At 41.7% G+C, this 15,796-nt stretch carries 13 protein-coding genes and 2 pseudogenes; 7 read left to right on the top strand and 8 right to left on the bottom strand.

Features of this window, described 5'->3' with window-relative positions:
* Positions 1-2: 2 nt before the first annotated feature.
* From MHI53_RS12080 to MHI53_RS12110, 7 genes and pseudogenes are all read left to right on the top strand, one after another.
* Positions 3-317 carry a PTS lactose/cellobiose transporter subunit IIA gene (locus MHI53_RS12080; protein WP_061142842.1) on the top strand — a complete coding sequence of 105 codons (315 nt, stop codon included), beginning with the start codon at positions 3-5 and terminating at the stop codon, positions 315-317.
* A gap of 18 nt (positions 318-335) precedes the next feature.
* Positions 336-1,664 carry a 6-phospho-beta-glucosidase gene (locus tag MHI53_RS12085; RefSeq protein ID WP_340373583.1) on the top strand — a complete coding sequence of 443 codons (1,329 nt, stop codon included), beginning with the start codon at positions 336-338 and terminating at the stop codon, positions 1,662-1,664.
* A gap of 203 nt (positions 1,665-1,867) precedes the next feature.
* A complete protein-coding gene (locus MHI53_RS12090) occupies positions 1,868-2,062 on the top strand; it encodes a hypothetical protein (protein WP_340373584.1) in 195 nt (64 codons plus the stop codon).
* Between the two features lie 28 nt (positions 2,063-2,090).
* Positions 2,091-2,345: pseudogene (locus MHI53_RS12095) on the top strand (catalase); the annotation flags it as partial.
* Between the two features lie 283 nt (positions 2,346-2,628).
* Complete coding sequence (locus MHI53_RS12100; RefSeq protein WP_340373585.1) at positions 2,629-3,747, top strand: Gfo/Idh/MocA family oxidoreductase; 1,119 nt, start codon at positions 2,629-2,631, stop codon at positions 3,745-3,747.
* 38 nt (positions 3,748-3,785) lie between these two features.
* A pseudogene (locus MHI53_RS12105) lies at positions 3,786-4,001 on the top strand (hypothetical protein); the annotation flags it as partial.
* A gap of 9 nt (positions 4,002-4,010) precedes the next feature.
* The gene (locus MHI53_RS12110) at positions 4,011-4,292 is read left to right on the top strand and encodes a hypothetical protein (protein ID WP_061142846.1); all 282 of its coding nucleotides are present in this window, start codon (positions 4,011-4,013) and stop codon (positions 4,290-4,292) included.
* Positions 4,293-6,180: 1,888 nt separating this feature from the next.
* Here MHI53_RS12110 and MHI53_RS12115 read toward each other — a convergent pair.
* The 8 genes from MHI53_RS12115 to MHI53_RS12150 form a co-directional block, all read right to left on the bottom strand.
* Positions 6,181-6,336 (bottom strand): hypothetical protein, encoded by a 156-nt coding sequence (locus MHI53_RS12115; RefSeq protein WP_340373586.1) that lies wholly within the window; start codon positions 6,334-6,336, stop codon positions 6,181-6,183.
* Positions 6,337-6,608: 272 nt separating this feature from the next.
* A complete protein-coding gene (locus tag MHI53_RS12120) occupies positions 6,609-7,208 on the bottom strand; it encodes a hypothetical protein (RefSeq protein WP_340373587.1) in 600 nt (199 codons plus the stop codon).
* A 187-nt stretch (positions 7,209-7,395) separates the two neighbouring features.
* Positions 7,396-8,391 (bottom strand): nitronate monooxygenase, encoded by a 996-nt coding sequence (locus tag MHI53_RS12125; protein ID WP_340373588.1) that lies wholly within the window; start codon positions 8,389-8,391, stop codon positions 7,396-7,398.
* A 377-nt stretch (positions 8,392-8,768) separates the two neighbouring features.
* Positions 8,769-10,757: an acetoacetate--CoA ligase gene (locus MHI53_RS12130; RefSeq protein ID WP_340373589.1), complete on the bottom strand. Its 1,989-nt coding sequence runs from the start codon at positions 10,755-10,757 to the stop codon at positions 8,769-8,771.
* Between the two features lie 108 nt (positions 10,758-10,865).
* Entirely contained in the window at positions 10,866-12,134 is a 1,269-nt protein-coding gene (locus MHI53_RS12135; protein ID WP_340373590.1) for a HAMP domain-containing sensor histidine kinase, read from the bottom strand.
* Positions 12,135-12,358: 224 nt separating this feature from the next.
* Entirely contained in the window at positions 12,359-13,501 is a 1,143-nt protein-coding gene (locus MHI53_RS12140; RefSeq protein WP_340373591.1) for an acyl-CoA dehydrogenase family protein, read from the bottom strand.
* A gap of 118 nt (positions 13,502-13,619) precedes the next feature.
* A complete protein-coding gene (locus MHI53_RS12145) occupies positions 13,620-14,867 on the bottom strand; it encodes a GTPase (protein WP_061142851.1) in 1,248 nt (415 codons plus the stop codon).
* Positions 14,868-14,980: 113 nt separating this feature from the next.
* Positions 14,981-15,733, bottom strand: a complete 753-nt coding sequence (locus tag MHI53_RS12150; protein WP_340373592.1) for a helix-turn-helix transcriptional regulator — start codon at positions 15,731-15,733, stop codon at positions 14,981-14,983.
* Between the last annotated feature and the right edge of the window lie 63 nt (positions 15,734-15,796).

A 15,796-nucleotide genomic window follows, 5' to 3' on the forward strand; every position in this document is an offset into this window, starting at 1 on the left:
CCATGGAAGAAATGGAAGCGGTAGCGTTTCAGATTATCAGTAATGTAGGAACAGCAAAAAGCTTGGTAATGGAAGCCTTATATGAAGCGCGGGATGGCCGGTATGATGCGGCCGAGGAAAAGCTGAAAGAATCTCGGACTTATATGCTAGAAGGCCACCATGCCCATGCAGCGCTTATCCAGCAGGAGGCTTCCGGACAAAAGGTGGAATTTTCATTGCTGCTAATGCATGCAGAAGATCAAATGATGAGTGCAGAGACAATTAGTGATTTAGTTGCTGAAATGATTAAAATGTATCAGGAAATGAGACAAAAATAAAAATGGTGGGGTGTCGTTATGAAAAAAGGGATAAAAATCGTGACAATAGGCGGGGGTTCAAGCTACACACCCGAATTGATCGAAGGCTTCATCAAACGCTATGACGAGCTTCCAGTTCGTGAAATCTGGCTTGTTGATATAAACAAAGGAAAGGACAAACTGAACATTGTAGGGAATCTTGCGAAAAGAATGGTGGAAAAGGCAGGTCTGCCCATTGACATACATCTTACCCTCAACCGGCGAGAGGCACTGAAGGATGCGGATTTTGTCACGACCCAATTCCGGGTCGGCCTCCTTGACGCAAGAGCTAAGGACGAGAGGATCCCTTTGAAATACGATGTGATCGGGCAGGAGACGAATGGGCCAGGAGGACTTTTCAAAGGACTTAGGACGATACCGGTGATCCTTGACATTTGCAAAGATATGGAGGAGCTATGTCCCGACGCCTGGCTTGTGAACTTTACCAATCCAGCTGGAATGGTTACCGAGGCTGTCTTAAGATATAGTCCGATCAAAAAGGTTGTGGGCTTATGCAACGTGCCGATCGGAATGAAAATGGGCATTGCCAAAGCGCTTGATGTTGATGACAGCAGGGTTCAGGTCGATTTTGCCGGGTTGAATCATATGGTATTCGGTCTTGATGTTTATCTGGACGGAAAAAGCGTGAAGGACCAGGTGATAAAGGCGCTTGGAAATCCGGAAAATGAAATGACGATGAAAAATATCGCTGGCTTTGCCTGGGATCGTGATTTCATTAAAGGAATCGGCCTTATCCCATGTGGTTACCACCGTTATTATTTTAAAACAGATGAAATGCTTGCCGAGGAAAAGGAGTCTTCAGTAACAAAAGGAACGCGCGCCGAAGTGGTCCAGCAACTGGAAAAGGACTTATTCGAATTGTATAAAGATCCAGAACTGAATGTAAAACCGCCTCAATTGGAAAAGCGGGGCGGAGCGTATTACAGCGAAGCGGCGTGCAGCCTCATCAATTCGATTTATAATGATAAGCGGGACATTCAGCCTGTCAATACAAGGAATAATGGTGCCATTGCAAGCATCCCGGACGAGTCGGCGATTGAAATAAGCTGTGTGATCACGAAGGAGGGACCAAAACCGATTGCCATCGGAGACCTGCCAGTAGCGGTTCGTGGATTGGTCCAGCAAATTAAATCCTTCGAGAGAATGGCTGCAGAAGCGGCCGTCACTGGGGATTATCGAACAGCGTTAGTAGCGATGACGATCAATCCACTCGTGCCTTCGGACACCATTGCCAAGAAAATATTGGATGAAATGCTAGAAGCTCATAAAGAAGACTTGCCACAATTTTTTAATGAAGTGAGATCATAAACCGTGCACCACGGTATTCGCAATGACAAACAAAAACCCTTGTTCATCAGCAAGGGTTTTTGTTTGTCACCGTCTTTGCTCACTAACCTTACTGCTTGGCATTTAAACCACTCTTCGCCTCAATAGTCCTATAAAGACATAATAGCAAGATGGTTAACATACATAATGGAGAGTAATAACCTGTGGACATAGGAGGTAGGAGCATGAAAAAAAACAATGGCTGGTATCAGTTGGAGGGAAAACCTCCTTCACCCAATAACCAGCAACTAGGCAAGACGATACTGAAAAGTTTGTTGCTTGTAGGGCGAAATGGGCAAGAGCAGGTACTGATCAAGTGCAGAAATCAATCATACCTAACAAAAAAAATGGCTGCTCTTAAACCTTCATCCAAGGGATGAATGATGGACCCTCCCAAGGCTAACGTAATATGGAACTTTTGTTTATTTTGAGACGATTCATTCCATGGCCGAATATACACAACTCAGCTTTTTACAAACTCCAGGTCAGCAAGTTCCCGTCATCCCGTCATGGTGAGGGTTTCGCTTGCTGTAAGCACAAAAGGCACGCCCGATAAGTCCCGCAATGTATGGGGATTTTCCATGGAAGAGGAAATATTGATTTGGCATGCACCACATTCCCGTCTTTTCCGTGCGGGATGCCATCCGCTTTCCTGACACAGTTATGTAGTTATCTGGAATCTTCGACAGCTGTATGACTGTTGAAGAAATTTTGTTAGAAGGTTGGGGTTAACCTCAAGAAATAAATAATACTGCCACTCAAAGTGGCACGATTGAGCAATGGGTAAATCCAAATGATAAGTATCTTTACTTCGATGAAGGAATTTTAGTAACCATACAAAACTGACACTGCGATAGGTGTTAGTTGTTCTTATTATTCCGGGGTAATGAATACCTTTTTACTAAACTTAGCCTGGGATAACTATAAAGTTTTGGAGGGATAAATTATGAGGGACAAATTGATAAATGTAGGGATTATAGGCGGGTCTTTGAATAATCAGTGGGCTAGTAAAACACATATTCCAGTACTTAAGGAAAGTCCTTTTTTTCAAATAATGGCGATTGGAACATCGAAAATGGAAACCGCGAAAAAAAGTGCTACGATGATTAATGCTCCTCTGGCTTTTACAAGTTATAAGGAATTAGCAAAATCTAAAGATGTTGATTTGGTAGTAGTTAGTATAAAAGTTCCTTTCCATTATGAAGCTTCTATCGCTGCCATAAAGGAAAATAAACATCTCTACTGTGAATGGCCTTTAGGCATAGACACCATACAAGCTAAAGATTTGGCCAATTTAGCTGATCAAGCAAATATTCACCATGCCATTGGATTGCAAGCAAGACAATCTCCAGAAGTGAATTATTTGAAACAAGCAATAAAACAAGGTGAGATTGGTAAGATACTATCCTGCACAATGCAAGTAGCTACTCAAGGAAAAGGGAAAATAACGGACCAAAGAAGCGACTATCTATTAAAAAAAGAAAATGGAGCAAATTTACTTACAATTAATGGAGGGCACTCTCTCGATGTTCTTTGCTATATTCTGAGTGATTTTAAAGAATTATCAGCTACTATGAATGTGAATTATACAGAAGCAATCATACAAGAAACTGGTATAAAAACACCTAAAAACACAGCTGATCAAATATTAATACACGGGACACTCATTGATGGTACTTCGGCATCTGTTCATATTCAAGGTGGGGTTTATCCAAATTTTCATTTAGAGATTAGAGGAGAAAAAGGTGTTTTTCGATTAAAACAACATAATTCTTCAGGTCATGTACAATTTGGAAATCTCAAAATCGAAAAGATTACACATTCTAACTTTTCCTCCTTTACTGAAACTGATGATGTCTATTTGGAAGAAATAAAACTATCCTACAAAGAAGATAGTAGTCCAGCAGGATATGTTGAAAATGCATATAATCTTTTAGCGAGAGATATATTAGAAAACAAAAGTCAAATTCCTAATTTTAATGACGCTGTTAAGTTGCATCAGTTGATAGATGCGATTCAAGATTCTGCAGAGACAGGTAAAAAAATAGTATTAATGAATGAGTAACAACATTAAGACCGATTAAGTAACCAACTTATTTTATTGAAAACGATAACGTTACGGTCAATTTGCCGATAAAACTCGTCAAGCTCGTATTAATGGCCGGACACAGCATCACAGCAAGTATACCGCAATCGGAAAAGTACATGAAAGATATAGACATAAACCTGATTGTAGAGGCAATCGAAAACGAATTGGATGGTCAAATCGTTGATATTAAATCGGCAAACGGCGATACCGTTTCCGTATTCATTGATTAGGATTTACTTATGATGCATGTAAAGGTGAAAGTAAAGGACGTTCGGTTTTCCATCCCGGTTCCATATGTGATTTTAAACATTGGGATCTCAATTTTGACTTCAAGATTCGTTCAGCAAATGGCAAACAAATGGACAAAAGAGCCCTTCGAAAGAAAAAAACTGGACTTTACCTTTCCCCTAATAGACAAAAATATGCTAAAGCCGATCGTCGAGGAACTGAAAAATCACAAGGGACTGGTGCTGGTGGATGTCAAGGCCAAGGACGGTACAGAGGTTAAGGTTAGACTATAATTCATTAAGGAATACACCGAGTAAAATGGTAAAAGCGGAACCCGTTCTAAATATAGGACGGGGTTAAAATATAGTTGTTGGCTATCCAATAACGAAAATTGGTGAGTAAAAACTTTTTATTATCATAGACATGAGCCTGTTAGTCAGCTTTCATCGGTATGGAAGTTTTTTTCTATTGGAGTTGCATTAATAATATGGGCGCGGATTATCTCTTAACAAATCATTAATAAGTGGAGCCATAGATTGATTATGGTAAATTCCTGGATATGGTACCTGAAATGATTTAAAGTCAGACGCCACGTCATTAAGCAAAAAATGCGGACCTTTAGCGGTTTTGATCTAATGCGATGAAGTATAGCCTAAGTTTGCACAAAAAACTGTTCACAGGACGATGGGAGTCTGCTAGGAATATAACATGTATAAGTTATTTCGAATCCTAAGAGTCATTGGAAGCAGCATTGAATAGATCTTTAATCAAGATAACAGCCAGTAATAACGAAGAAAAAGGGAACGGGAGTTTTTGGTTAGTTGATGAATAATTTTATTCTAGTTTACATAATATATATTATAGGAAGTTGTATTTTAATCTTTAATAATATCTCATATCTCAAGAATACTTAACTTAGTGAGACAAAACATTGATTTTGGTTCAACTTAATCTAATTCATATTTATTCTTTACATTTATCCATTCTAATTTGCTGATCGATTTTATTTATTTTTTTGTAATTCCTTTATTTTGATATATTGCCTTGAATGTCATTTGCGCTTTATTTTGAATAACAAAATTTTAAATATGCTCCATTAGCAATTCAATGTCTTTATGTATTTAATCCTAATCATTATCAGTTAATTCCAGATAATGATTAGGATTGAATCATGTGATCCAATCCATGACATTTCTTATATGGTTCAGGTACTTAATTATTTCACTCTTAGAATATCCAGTTTCTTGGTTGTAGAGATTACATCGATCGTATGGTCACCCTTAGTATAGAAAACGGATGCCCCTTCTCTTTCTCCTTTTTTCCACCCATTCGCTTTAATGGCCCATTCATAGCTAGATGGAATGCCGTTCTCTTCAGAAGCCCTTGACCAATCATAGTTCTTACCGTACTCACTTTCCTTTGTGAGCTCAGCATTTTTAGGTACAGGGAATTCGTATTAATCTTCGTTTGTTTCGTAGAGTGATAAAGTTCCGAAATAATAAAGTACGCTACCGCCAATCAAAAGTGCAATCATGGCAAGTGTCCAACCAATCTTTTTCTTCATTTTTCGAATGCTTCCCTTCAATCTTTTATACGCTGGGACTAAAAAGAGTTTTTTGCTGCAGAAATTCTGTATTTAAGACATATTGTTATATTAAAATATAAAAATAATGCCGAAGTGAGAAAAATCACGGGTTAACACCGTGATAAAATTATACAAATATAATAAAATTACTGAATGCTTCATTTGTTTACCACTCAAAACTACCCCTTGCCTGTTAAAAACACATCCTCTTTTGTTTACTGCAACGTATTATCTCCGCTTATAAAATGACATTCATAGCAGGCTATTCGATGAATCCGCTTACCGCTTGAAAGAATTACGATAGGATGGATTTCGTGAGCTAGGCCAATCGACGCCCAACCTAATCTATCTTTTCATTATTGAATTAACTCAAAAATCTGGATCATGATAATGTATGACATATTCAAGTATGATCCGAGTTCTAAAAATGCTCCTGCGTACACATCTTGGTCCATTGAGAAATAAATGTCGCATAAATGGACTACAATTGCTGTATATGACTTGTAACTCCACATTAGACCACTCATGCCTAGTTATCCAACGAGCCCCTTTATAAGACCATCATGCAATTATGGGGTTATTGAAATCTTTTTTGATCAGCCTCCGTTTATGTATTGATGTTTCCGCACGTCTTGAGCATCCCAGCTTATTCCTGTAAGGACTTCTAAACCAGTTGAACCCGTCAATAATGGAATCATTCCCATCTCATTTAGTTTTTTTGCAATTTTAATAAACTCGCTAAACTTATCCATTTCCCCCTCCATTTCCTTGAATTTGTCTGCCAATCATATACTTTTTCCTTTTTTGCAAAAATACGGCCAAAGTCTGTTACGATAGGTTGACCATAGACTAGCCATGGATCAATCTCATGTATCGGTAGTTCCTTATTACACTTATGTTTCTTCACAGTAAGTGGATAGATCAAGTGAACAATTTATCATTACAATTACCAGACTTATGCATTATCTCAGTTCGGGGTCCATCCGAAATATTCTTCGCCATATGTCATAAGGGAAACCTTCATTTAAACATCCTGAGTCATTGAATCCCTATAATGTACGGCAGAAAGTAATTTTAACCCTCTTAAGTGTTTGATCTGTTTATCCACTATTTCTATTGCCTCATTTGTGTTTCCTTCAAGAACGTATTCCTCTGCCTTAAGCCAGGAGAGGTATACGTTATCCTTGATTTGCTCTTTATAAGAGTTGTAGGCGTGTTGGTTACCCTCGTGAAGGGAAATGACCGCACCATAATAGAACTTGACTTTGTTATCCTTCATTTTTGATAAGAGTTCTTTTGCCTCTTTGTACTTTTCTTGCTTAGTAAGGAGCATGACGTTTGCCTGATTTTTGGCTGTTTTCTGTTTGATGCGATTCAATGTTTTTTCCGCTTCTGCTTCATTACCGTATAGGAGCTGGTAAATGAATCGATAATGCGGTATTTTTGATTTGCTTACGTAATGCTTGATTTTTTCTGCATTTTTTCCAAAAAGAACGTGATAATAGTAAAACCTGAAAAGGTAAGCCAAAAAAAGGAACATCAAGATAAAAAGTCCCCATGATGGTGCCCCGATGAGACCCATTGTAAATGCAGCTAAAAATAAAATGATGAATGCCCAAATCATGTGATTCACCCCCCTTGGCACTACAATACTGAATCCCGAATGGATGGATCCAACCAACATTCTTAAGACCATGGCAAAAGGTATGCAACCAGTCAATATTAATATCAAACATCTTGGTGAAAAGCTTGAAGCTATGATTGTCATCGACTCCCGACGGTATAATCCCCTGAAACCCTTGCGTCAAGATTCATGTACGGATCGATTCAAGCCTGGTTTGGACGGATTCGAGCGAGTTATGTGCCTCATGGACGATTTGCTTGATCAGTTCATCGACAGTCAATATTTCCTTAATCAGTCCGACGGATTGTCCGCACGACCAGATACCTCCATCCAAATCTCCCTCAAAGTATACTTTTTTGCTTCTTTGACCTGTAATGAGCGGAATTAAGGCTTCTATCGTGGCTCCTTCATTTTCGAGTCGGTCCACTTCTTTACTGACAGCATTCAACGCTACCCGCGATGGGCTTCCTATATTTCTTTGAATGACGACCGTATCCATTTCATTTGCCGATACCATCCAGTCTTTAACATGATCATGAATGGGAGCTTCTTTTGTGGCCATGAAGCGGGTTCCCATAACGATACCCTCAGCCCCCAGTGACAAGGCACTAACAAGGCCTCTGCCATCTGAAAAGCCCCCTCCCGCAATAACGGGTATGGAAACGGAATCGACGACCCTAGGCAGCATGACAAGCGTTCCTACATCCCCCATGCCGGGGTGCCCGCCTGTTTCATTTCCAACGATAATTACGGCATCGACCCCTAATTTCTCTGCAGAAATCGCATTTTTGACACTTGCTACCTTATGGATCACGGTAAAGCCGTGCTCTTTAAGCTTTGGCATCAATCCCTCTGGACTTCTGCCGCTCGTTTCGACGATTTTCACGTCTTCGTCCACTAAAATATCAATGAAGTCAGCATTTGGCGTGGCCGTTTGACTTGGAAATAAATTGAGGTTCACGGCGAAGGGCTTTTTTGTCAAAGATTTCACTTTACGTATTTCATCACGCAGACGCTCGGGTGTCGCCTGTGTTTTCGAAGTAATGATGCCAAGTCCCCCTGCTTCGGATACGGCAGCTGCGAGCGGCGCCCGCCCAACTTGAAACATCCCCCCGCAGATTATCGGATATTCGATTTCCAACATTTCAGTGATTCGTGTTTTCAATTGGCATTCCCCTTTCAATGTTTGGTTTGTTCGGCATTGCTCAGGTATACCTCATCATTTTTTAGTTGCATGTAAAGGAGTTTCTAATGGCAAGGCAAGTATCAACCTTCAAGGATTTATAAGTGACTTGTTACATAATTGCCCGTAGGCCATTCCAAGTTGGTAAAAAGCAAATCCTGCGTTTATCCCTTCATGATGGATGATTGAAAATATGCACGGTTAAACGTGAGAAAAGATGTGGTGAAGTAATTTAATAGGATGGTATTCGAAGTTACCTTAAGTATAGTGGAATCTGTATCCGCTTACAACGGATTGGTGGGAGTTACAAAACATGATATTTTCAAACTCGCATGGCAAGATGGAAAAAAGACGGAGCCTATGCCCCGCCTTGACTTTCAGAATATTTTCTTCTCGTTTAACTCCTTGGCTAAATCCTTGAAATAGTGAAGTGATTCAGGGTTGCCCATGGAGTCTGCATTCACCACTTTATCAAACTCGAAACCTAACAATCCTTTTCGGATCGGGACTTCCATTTTCTTTCCGTTCAGTGTTTTAGGTATTTGTTCGACAGCATAAATGTGATCAGGGACGAAGCGCGGCGACAATTGTCCTCTGATTTGTTCGTTGATTGCTGCTGTTAACGTTGCATCCAGGTAGCTATCAGGCTTAAGGACGACGAACAGCAGCAATGAAGAGCCACGGCCAAGCACCTCCCTATCGATGACAAGGCTCTCCATCACTTCGTCAATCGCTTCCACGACGCGGTAAATATCGCTAGTGCCCATCCGGACTCCGGAACGGTTGATGGTCGAGTCCGATCGCCCATAAATGATGCAGCTTCCCTTTTCGTCAATTTTTATCCAATCACCATGTTTCCAAATGCCGGGATATGCATCGAAATAACTCTCGTGATATCTTGTACCCTTTGGATCATTCCAAAAATATAACGGCATCGATGGCATCGGTTTGGTAATCACCAATTCACCGACCTCATTAATCAATGACTGCCCCCTTTCATCAAACGCTTCGACGTGAACACCGAGCGCCCTGCCCTGTATTTCTCCGATTCTTACCGGTAATGTCGGAACCCCGCCAACAAATCCGGCACAAACATCGGTTCCGCCACTGGATGAACTGAGCCAGATATCCTTCTTGACATTCTGATAAACCCATTTGTATCCGTCACCCGTCAAAGGGGCTCCAGTGGAAAAAAGGGCCTTCAATTTTGATAAATCATATTTCCCCATCGGTTTGATGCCTAATTTCATGGAATTGGTAAGGAAAGGGGCGCTCGTTCCGAAGAAGGTCATGCCGGAATCTTCAGCCAGCTCCCAAAGCACCTCTGGATTCGGAAAGGAAGGACTGCCGTCATAAAGGACGATCGTCGCTTCATTAAGCAAGCCGCCCATCAGGAGATTCCACATCATCCAGCCTGTCGTCGTGAACCAAAATGCTGTATCCTCTGTGGACATGCCTTGATGCAGTTTAGTCGATTTGAAGTGCTCCAATATTATCCCGCCATGCCCTTGTACAATCGGTTTGGGCATTCCCGTCGTACCTGATGAATAGAGAATCCAAAGCGGGTGATCGAATGGAACACTTTCAAATGACAATTCCGCCGGTTCCAGTAAGAGGTCAGCCCACGGAATGGTATCTGCTGGATTTTCTTGTATATTCTTTTTTTCTATGTAAGGAACCAGTACAGTATGCTTGACAGTGAACAACTCTTTCTTTAGCTGGGAAACGACCGTTGTTTTATCATATACTTTTCCATTGTACCGGTATCCATCAACCGCCAGTAACACAACCGGCTCAATCTGTTTGAAACGATCTATGACACTTCTTGCCCCGAAGTCAGGTGAACAGCTCGACCAGATCGCACCGATGCTTGCTACAGCCAGGAACGCGATGACCGTCTCAGGTATATTCGGCATATAGGCCACTACCCGATCACCGGATTTCACCCCAAGTTTCCTTAGTGAATGGGCGACGGAAGCTACTTGATCTTTCAGTTCTTTCCAGCTGATCTCTTTCCGTTTGATGTGCTCGGAACGAAAAAAAATGGCCGTTTTCTCATCCTGATCATTCATTAATGCATTTTCCGCATAATTTAGCCTGGAACCCTCGAACCACTTCGCACCAGGCATGGACTGCCCTGATAAAATCGCATCATATGTCCGATTCGCTTTTACCTTGCAATAATCCCAAATCGTTGCCCAAAACGCTTCCAATTCATCAACAGACCATTTCCATAATTCATGATAAGCTTGAAATGATAAACCTTCCTTTTCCTTTAACCATTTCATATAGTGAGTCAATACCGTTTGCTCGATTTGTTCGTTAGTCGGTTCCCAAATGATTTGTCCATCCGTAAGCGATTTCATTCGATCATCTCCCTTAGGCATCAAATGCTTGATTGAATCATTTCACAAAAATTGGTAGTTTGATTAAATTGTAATGTATCCCCGTTGAACCGTCAATTAACAAGGATATTACATAGATTCATGGGCATGAATCGGAAGGTTAAGAGAGAAACAGGTCCCTTCCCCCTGTACGCTTGAAACATATATCGTACCATCCATGCTTTTGATTACGCTGTAAGAAACCATCATCCCTAATCCCGTTCCTGTATTTTCTGTCGTGAAATAAGGTTCGCCTAAACGATTTATTTGCTCTTGGGACATTCCTCTTCCTTGATCTTGAATCTTAATTTGGATGGTGGCGGCAGCATGGAGGAGATGGATGGATAGTTCTCCTTCAGACATTGATTCAATCCCGTTCTTGATGATATTGAACAGGCACTGCTGGAATTTTTTTCTTTCTCCCACAACATAGTAAGCCTCATCGTCAAAAACGGATATTTTCAAGTCAATCCCATTCTTGCTTGCCAATGGCTTGATGCTGTTCACGACATGATTGATTTCAGCGGATGTGCGCAACCGCTCCATTTTTTCGGGACATATGGAAGCAAACGTCAAATAATCATTGATGACGTCCGTAGCCCGATCTAATTCCTGCAGGGCAATATTTGCATACTTCACCTTGGTTTGAGGCGAAACGTCTTCCCTTAGCATTTGGAGATATCCCCGGGTCACGGTAAGCGGGTTACGGACTTCATGTGAAATGCTTGCTGCCAGGTGGCCGACGATTTGCAGCTTTTCCGCCTTCACTAGTTTTTCAAGCACCTGGAAATTGGCCATGATCACCTCCCATAGGATGATGACGATGACGATGCCTATCACTTGGATGATGAAATACTGTTTCCATAGGCTTATCCCTATGACGAGGTCAAAGATTTGGGTCGAAACGTAGTCTGTAAGAATATGGACAAGAAAGATTAATGCTACACCGATGACGATTTTTTTACCGACTGATATTTTTTGATAGTATTTCGATATGAAAAATAGGGAAACGCCGATGAACGGGAAAGTGATGCATGCTACATAAAACCCGCTTTCCCCACCGGTTACATAACGGATGAGGAGGGTGATCACTATTAATATCATGCCTAACCTGTAGCCGCCATATAGACCGCCTAAAATAAAAGGAATCCATCGCAGATCCCAAACGAAATGCTTTTCCGTGACTACGGGGAATAACATACAGAGGATGAGTGAAAGAATCGGAAAAATGGCCAAGAACCATCCCCTTATCGCTTTCAAACGGTACACATATTTCACTAGATAGATTACATGGGCCAAAAAGATCGGAAAAAGAATAATTAAAAAGTTAATCAGCAAATCCTTTGTCATGAGATTCATTTTTACACCGGACTTTCGATATTTTTCGAAGATTTAGAAAGGTACATAAATCATAACAAGATAGAGTGTGATAAGCTAGTAAAACTATCAGAATGAGAAGGGAACTAGGATGGGATAAAATGAAAAAGCGACGCTCGTCCCCTGATGATCCGAAATGTGGGAATGAACAGCAAAAAGCACTGAAACGACCTAGTCATTCCAGTGCAACGAAGCTTTCCATTTCCTTAATAAAGAGCAGATTTTGCGAGCATCGTAATGGTCGCATCATCCATTGGTGGATTATGAAGCCCTGCACGAACATCCCGATAGTAGCGTTGCAAGGGATTTTGCCGTTGCAAGCTTTTGGCACCAACTACCCTCATCGCCTTATCGACGATGGAGAGCGCTTTGTTTGTGACCGATAATTTAACGGCACCCAACTGGGTCGCTAATGCTTCACGATCCTCAGGATTCCGCTCCCACTTTTCTGCGACAGAGTATAGAAAATGATGCGCCTCACTTAACTCCAGTTCCATTTCCCCGATTGTCCTTTGAACGTTGGGAAGGTCCCTTATGGGTCCTGGCAAGCTATTGGGAGAATATGTTTTGGCGAATTCCACTGCATGATTTCTCGCAGCTACTGCAATTCCTAAATAACAGGCTGGTATATGTAATAGCCACGCTTCCGGTTTCCGTTTTTCCAAAGGGTTGCTTTTTTGCACATAATACTTTTCAGGCAAGCTCACGTCGTTTAACACCAAGTCATGACTTCCTGTTCCCTGCATGGAAATCATATCCCAAGTTTCTTCTATTACGACACCAGCTTCGTCGCGATGAACGAAAAATGTACCTAGCCGCTCATCCTCGGGTACCCATGCTGTCACAAGAAAAATGTCCAGGACGGGGGAAAGAGTGGTAAAAGTCTTTCTGCCATTCAAAATCCATCGTTCCCCTTTTTTAGTGGCGGTCGTTTCAGGCCGGCCTCCTCGCGTCGGGCTTCCCGTCCCGGCCTCTGATGCCGCCGTATTGACGAGGGCGCCCGCTGACACTTCGTGAAACAATTGATCCATGACCCCTTTTTCCCAGGGCTTCCTCTCCATTAAGGACAGCACCGTCCCGACGTGCCAGCCTATCCCTAAGGCGGTGGGGCCGCAATACTGCGCTATTTTTTCTTGGCAAAGGAGGAAATCATATAATGTCCCGCCATGGCCCCCAAACTCTTTTGCCAGCGTTAGCTTTGGATAGCCAAAATCCTTTAATTCTTTAATGTTTTCAAAAGGGAACCCATTTGTCGTATCGAGTGCTTCTGCTCGATCAGCAAAGGGCTGTATCGCTTCCTCTAACCTTTGTATATATTCTTGTTGCTTCCGTGATTGAAAAAAAAGCATGGAGAACACCCCTTCTATGATAAGCAATATGCTAAACCATCCAGCAGCAAAACCCTTCACCACTAGAACTCCCTTTTATCATATCACTTTAGTGGAGATTCTGATTTGAATCTGCTTATTAGGATTCAATGTCCTCATTTTTAAAATTTTTGTTGGCGTTTTTATAAGCGTTTTTTGCCTGGTCGATGTCCTTGTTTTCAATGAAGTAGGCAATCGCAGCTTGACCGATGCCATAGGTGACTCCGCCGGCGACCGCACCGGAAACGGCTAGACCGGCTACCGGAACGAAGCGGACCGCTGCCCTGACACCTTCCCTGACAAGGAGGCCGATGCCTACATTGATTCCTAATGCTGCAATGAATTCACTCGCCGATTTCGTATTGATGTCTTTATCGGCGATGAAACCAATGACCACGATCATCAAGCCTTGAATTCCCGTCAAAATCGGAAAATCGGCAAAAGGAATCGGTTCTGCTCCAATAATACCGGCAATGGCCGTAAAGGTCCCCACGATCGTTCGCGCAAATTTTCTCTTGACGAATTGACTCTGGATCGCTTTGGCTGTCTTCAGTTTCGCTTCACTGGGTAAGGCCTCGATTAAATAATCCGAAAGTAAATCGATGTTCCAACGCATATCATATTCGATATTCCCGCTTTCATCGAAATCAATATAGGAACAAATGGGAATGATGTTCAAGAGCGGAATGTCACTTTCATCAAATCGCTTCGACATCAACATCATGGCCTCTTCCATATTCTGTTTTTTCTTGGGATTGGCATCAAAAGGTGCTTGTTTATAATGCGGAGGATCCAATTCATCCACTTGGGTGACTACACAGATGACTGGGACATCGTAATGGTGCTTCTCCTTGACGAGCATACGCAGCTTATTCAGCTCTTGTAAATCCTCTTCGATCCGCGCGTCCGCTTCCTTTGCTTTTATCAAGAAAAGAAACACATCGGGCTGTTCTTCCGTGACCGCCTTCATCAATTCTTGCAATGGGCTTTCTTCTTCGAATTCCTCTGTCGGTGCTTCACTTTCGCCTAATCCCCGGGAGTCCAACAGACGAATTTTAGGGTTGGCATCACTCGGATACCAGAGCCATTTCCCTTTACCCGTTCCTGATTTAACAGAACTGACATATTGCCGTTCCTGACCAAACATCGCATTGATCAATGAGGATTTTCCCGACCCGCGCCTGCCGACAAGGGCAATCCGCGGCTCCCTTGCATCGACCGTCATCGTTTTAAGCTTTAAAAGCTGATCCAGCATTTTGTTCTTTTTGGAATTGGAAATGGGCAGTTTGTCGACCTGGCCTTTTATGAAACTGAATATGCTGCCCATTTCATCGTGTTTTTCTACCATTATGCATTCCCCCATGATATGAAGTGTTTTTAATGACTTTTACCCTTTAAAGATTCATGATAAGCATGTAATTTGAAACTTCCTTACAATCTTAAGGGCACGCTTTCACTTCTTCATGCACTTTCTTTTAAGAACATCACGACACTCGCCATGTATTTTTGGATTTCCTGCACTTGGAAAGCAGCCGAATCCGCAATTTGTTTATAATGGTGCTGTCCTTCGTCCGTAATTCTCAAATAACGTTTCGTTCGTTTTTCGCTTTCCCATCTTCCGACAAGAAGACCGTTCTCTTCCATTTCGTGAGATAAATCGTATAAATATCCGTTAGAAGCAATCCACCCGAACTGATTTTTAAGCAATTCGCCAATTTCCCCCATATAAATAGGTTTCTTTGTAAAAGCGGCTTTTAATGTAATGTACCGAACAAGATCCTTCACTGATATTATTTTTGAGAAATAAGACCGATATTCTTCAGGAAGTTCGTTTTGAACTGGGGGATTTTCACCTGATCCCCGCAAATCGAACATGAACCGGTCAATGACCTTTTTCACTTCGGAAAACCGCTCGAGGAAATTCTTTTGATACCATATATGAAGCTCTTTTCCTTTTTCGGTAATTTGATAATAATTTCTGCCCTTATTCGTGTAAAGGGATAAATGATCGGACTCTACAAGCATATTGGATATTTTGCACAAATAGTCGTAGCTATGCACTTTCCCAGTAAACGTATTCTTCAGGTCCTGATGAATCGCCCGTGGATAATTCGCCTTTAATTTCAAGGAATGGAGTAAAAAAATCGTTAAAAATTCCCGCTGGCTTAACCCGACCGATTCTACCGTTGCTGACGGCTTTTCCCCTTTTTTCACTGCCAAAACCTCCTTCGTATCTCTAATGACCATGCAAATAAATATTTCATCCTTCTCCCTTAT

The organism is Peribacillus sp. FSL E2-0218 (genome assembly GCF_037992945.1).
Taxonomy (GTDB): domain Bacteria; phylum Bacillota; class Bacilli; order Bacillales; family DSM-1321; genus Peribacillus; species Peribacillus simplex_B.

Bases quoted from the DNA above. Each gene is read 5' to 3' on its own strand.
- MHI53_RS12130 (WP_340373589.1), bottom strand. From the start codon at position 10,757: ATGAAATCGCTTACGGATGGACAAATCATTTGGGAACCGACTAACGAA.
- MHI53_RS12115 (WP_340373586.1), bottom strand. From the start codon at position 6,336: ATGGATAAGTTTAGCGAGTTTATTAAAATTGCAAAAAAACTAAATGAG.
- MHI53_RS12090 (WP_340373584.1), top strand. From the start codon at position 1,868: ATGAAAAAAAACAATGGCTGGTATCAGTTGGAGGGAAAACCTCCTTCA.
- MHI53_RS12085 (WP_340373583.1), top strand. From the start codon at position 336: ATGAAAAAAGGGATAAAAATCGTGACAATAGGCGGGGGTTCAAGCTAC.
- MHI53_RS12140 (WP_340373591.1), bottom strand. From the start codon at position 13,501: ATGCTTTTTTTTCAATCACGGAAGCAACAAGAATATATACAAAGGTTA.
- MHI53_RS12135 (WP_340373590.1), bottom strand. From the start codon at position 12,134: ATGAATCTCATGACAAAGGATTTGCTGATTAACTTTTTAATTATTCTT.
- MHI53_RS12145 (WP_061142851.1), bottom strand. From the start codon at position 14,867: ATGGTAGAAAAACACGATGAAATGGGCAGCATATTCAGTTTCATAAAA.
- MHI53_RS12080 (WP_061142842.1), top strand. From the start codon at position 3: ATGGAAGAAATGGAAGCGGTAGCGTTTCAGATTATCAGTAATGTAGGA.
- MHI53_RS12120 (WP_340373587.1), bottom strand. From the start codon at position 7,208: ATGATTTGGGCATTCATCATTTTATTTTTAGCTGCATTTACAATGGGT.
- MHI53_RS12100 (WP_340373585.1), top strand. From the start codon at position 2,629: ATGAGGGACAAATTGATAAATGTAGGGATTATAGGCGGGTCTTTGAAT.
- MHI53_RS12110 (WP_061142846.1), top strand. From the start codon at position 4,011: ATGATGCATGTAAAGGTGAAAGTAAAGGACGTTCGGTTTTCCATCCCG.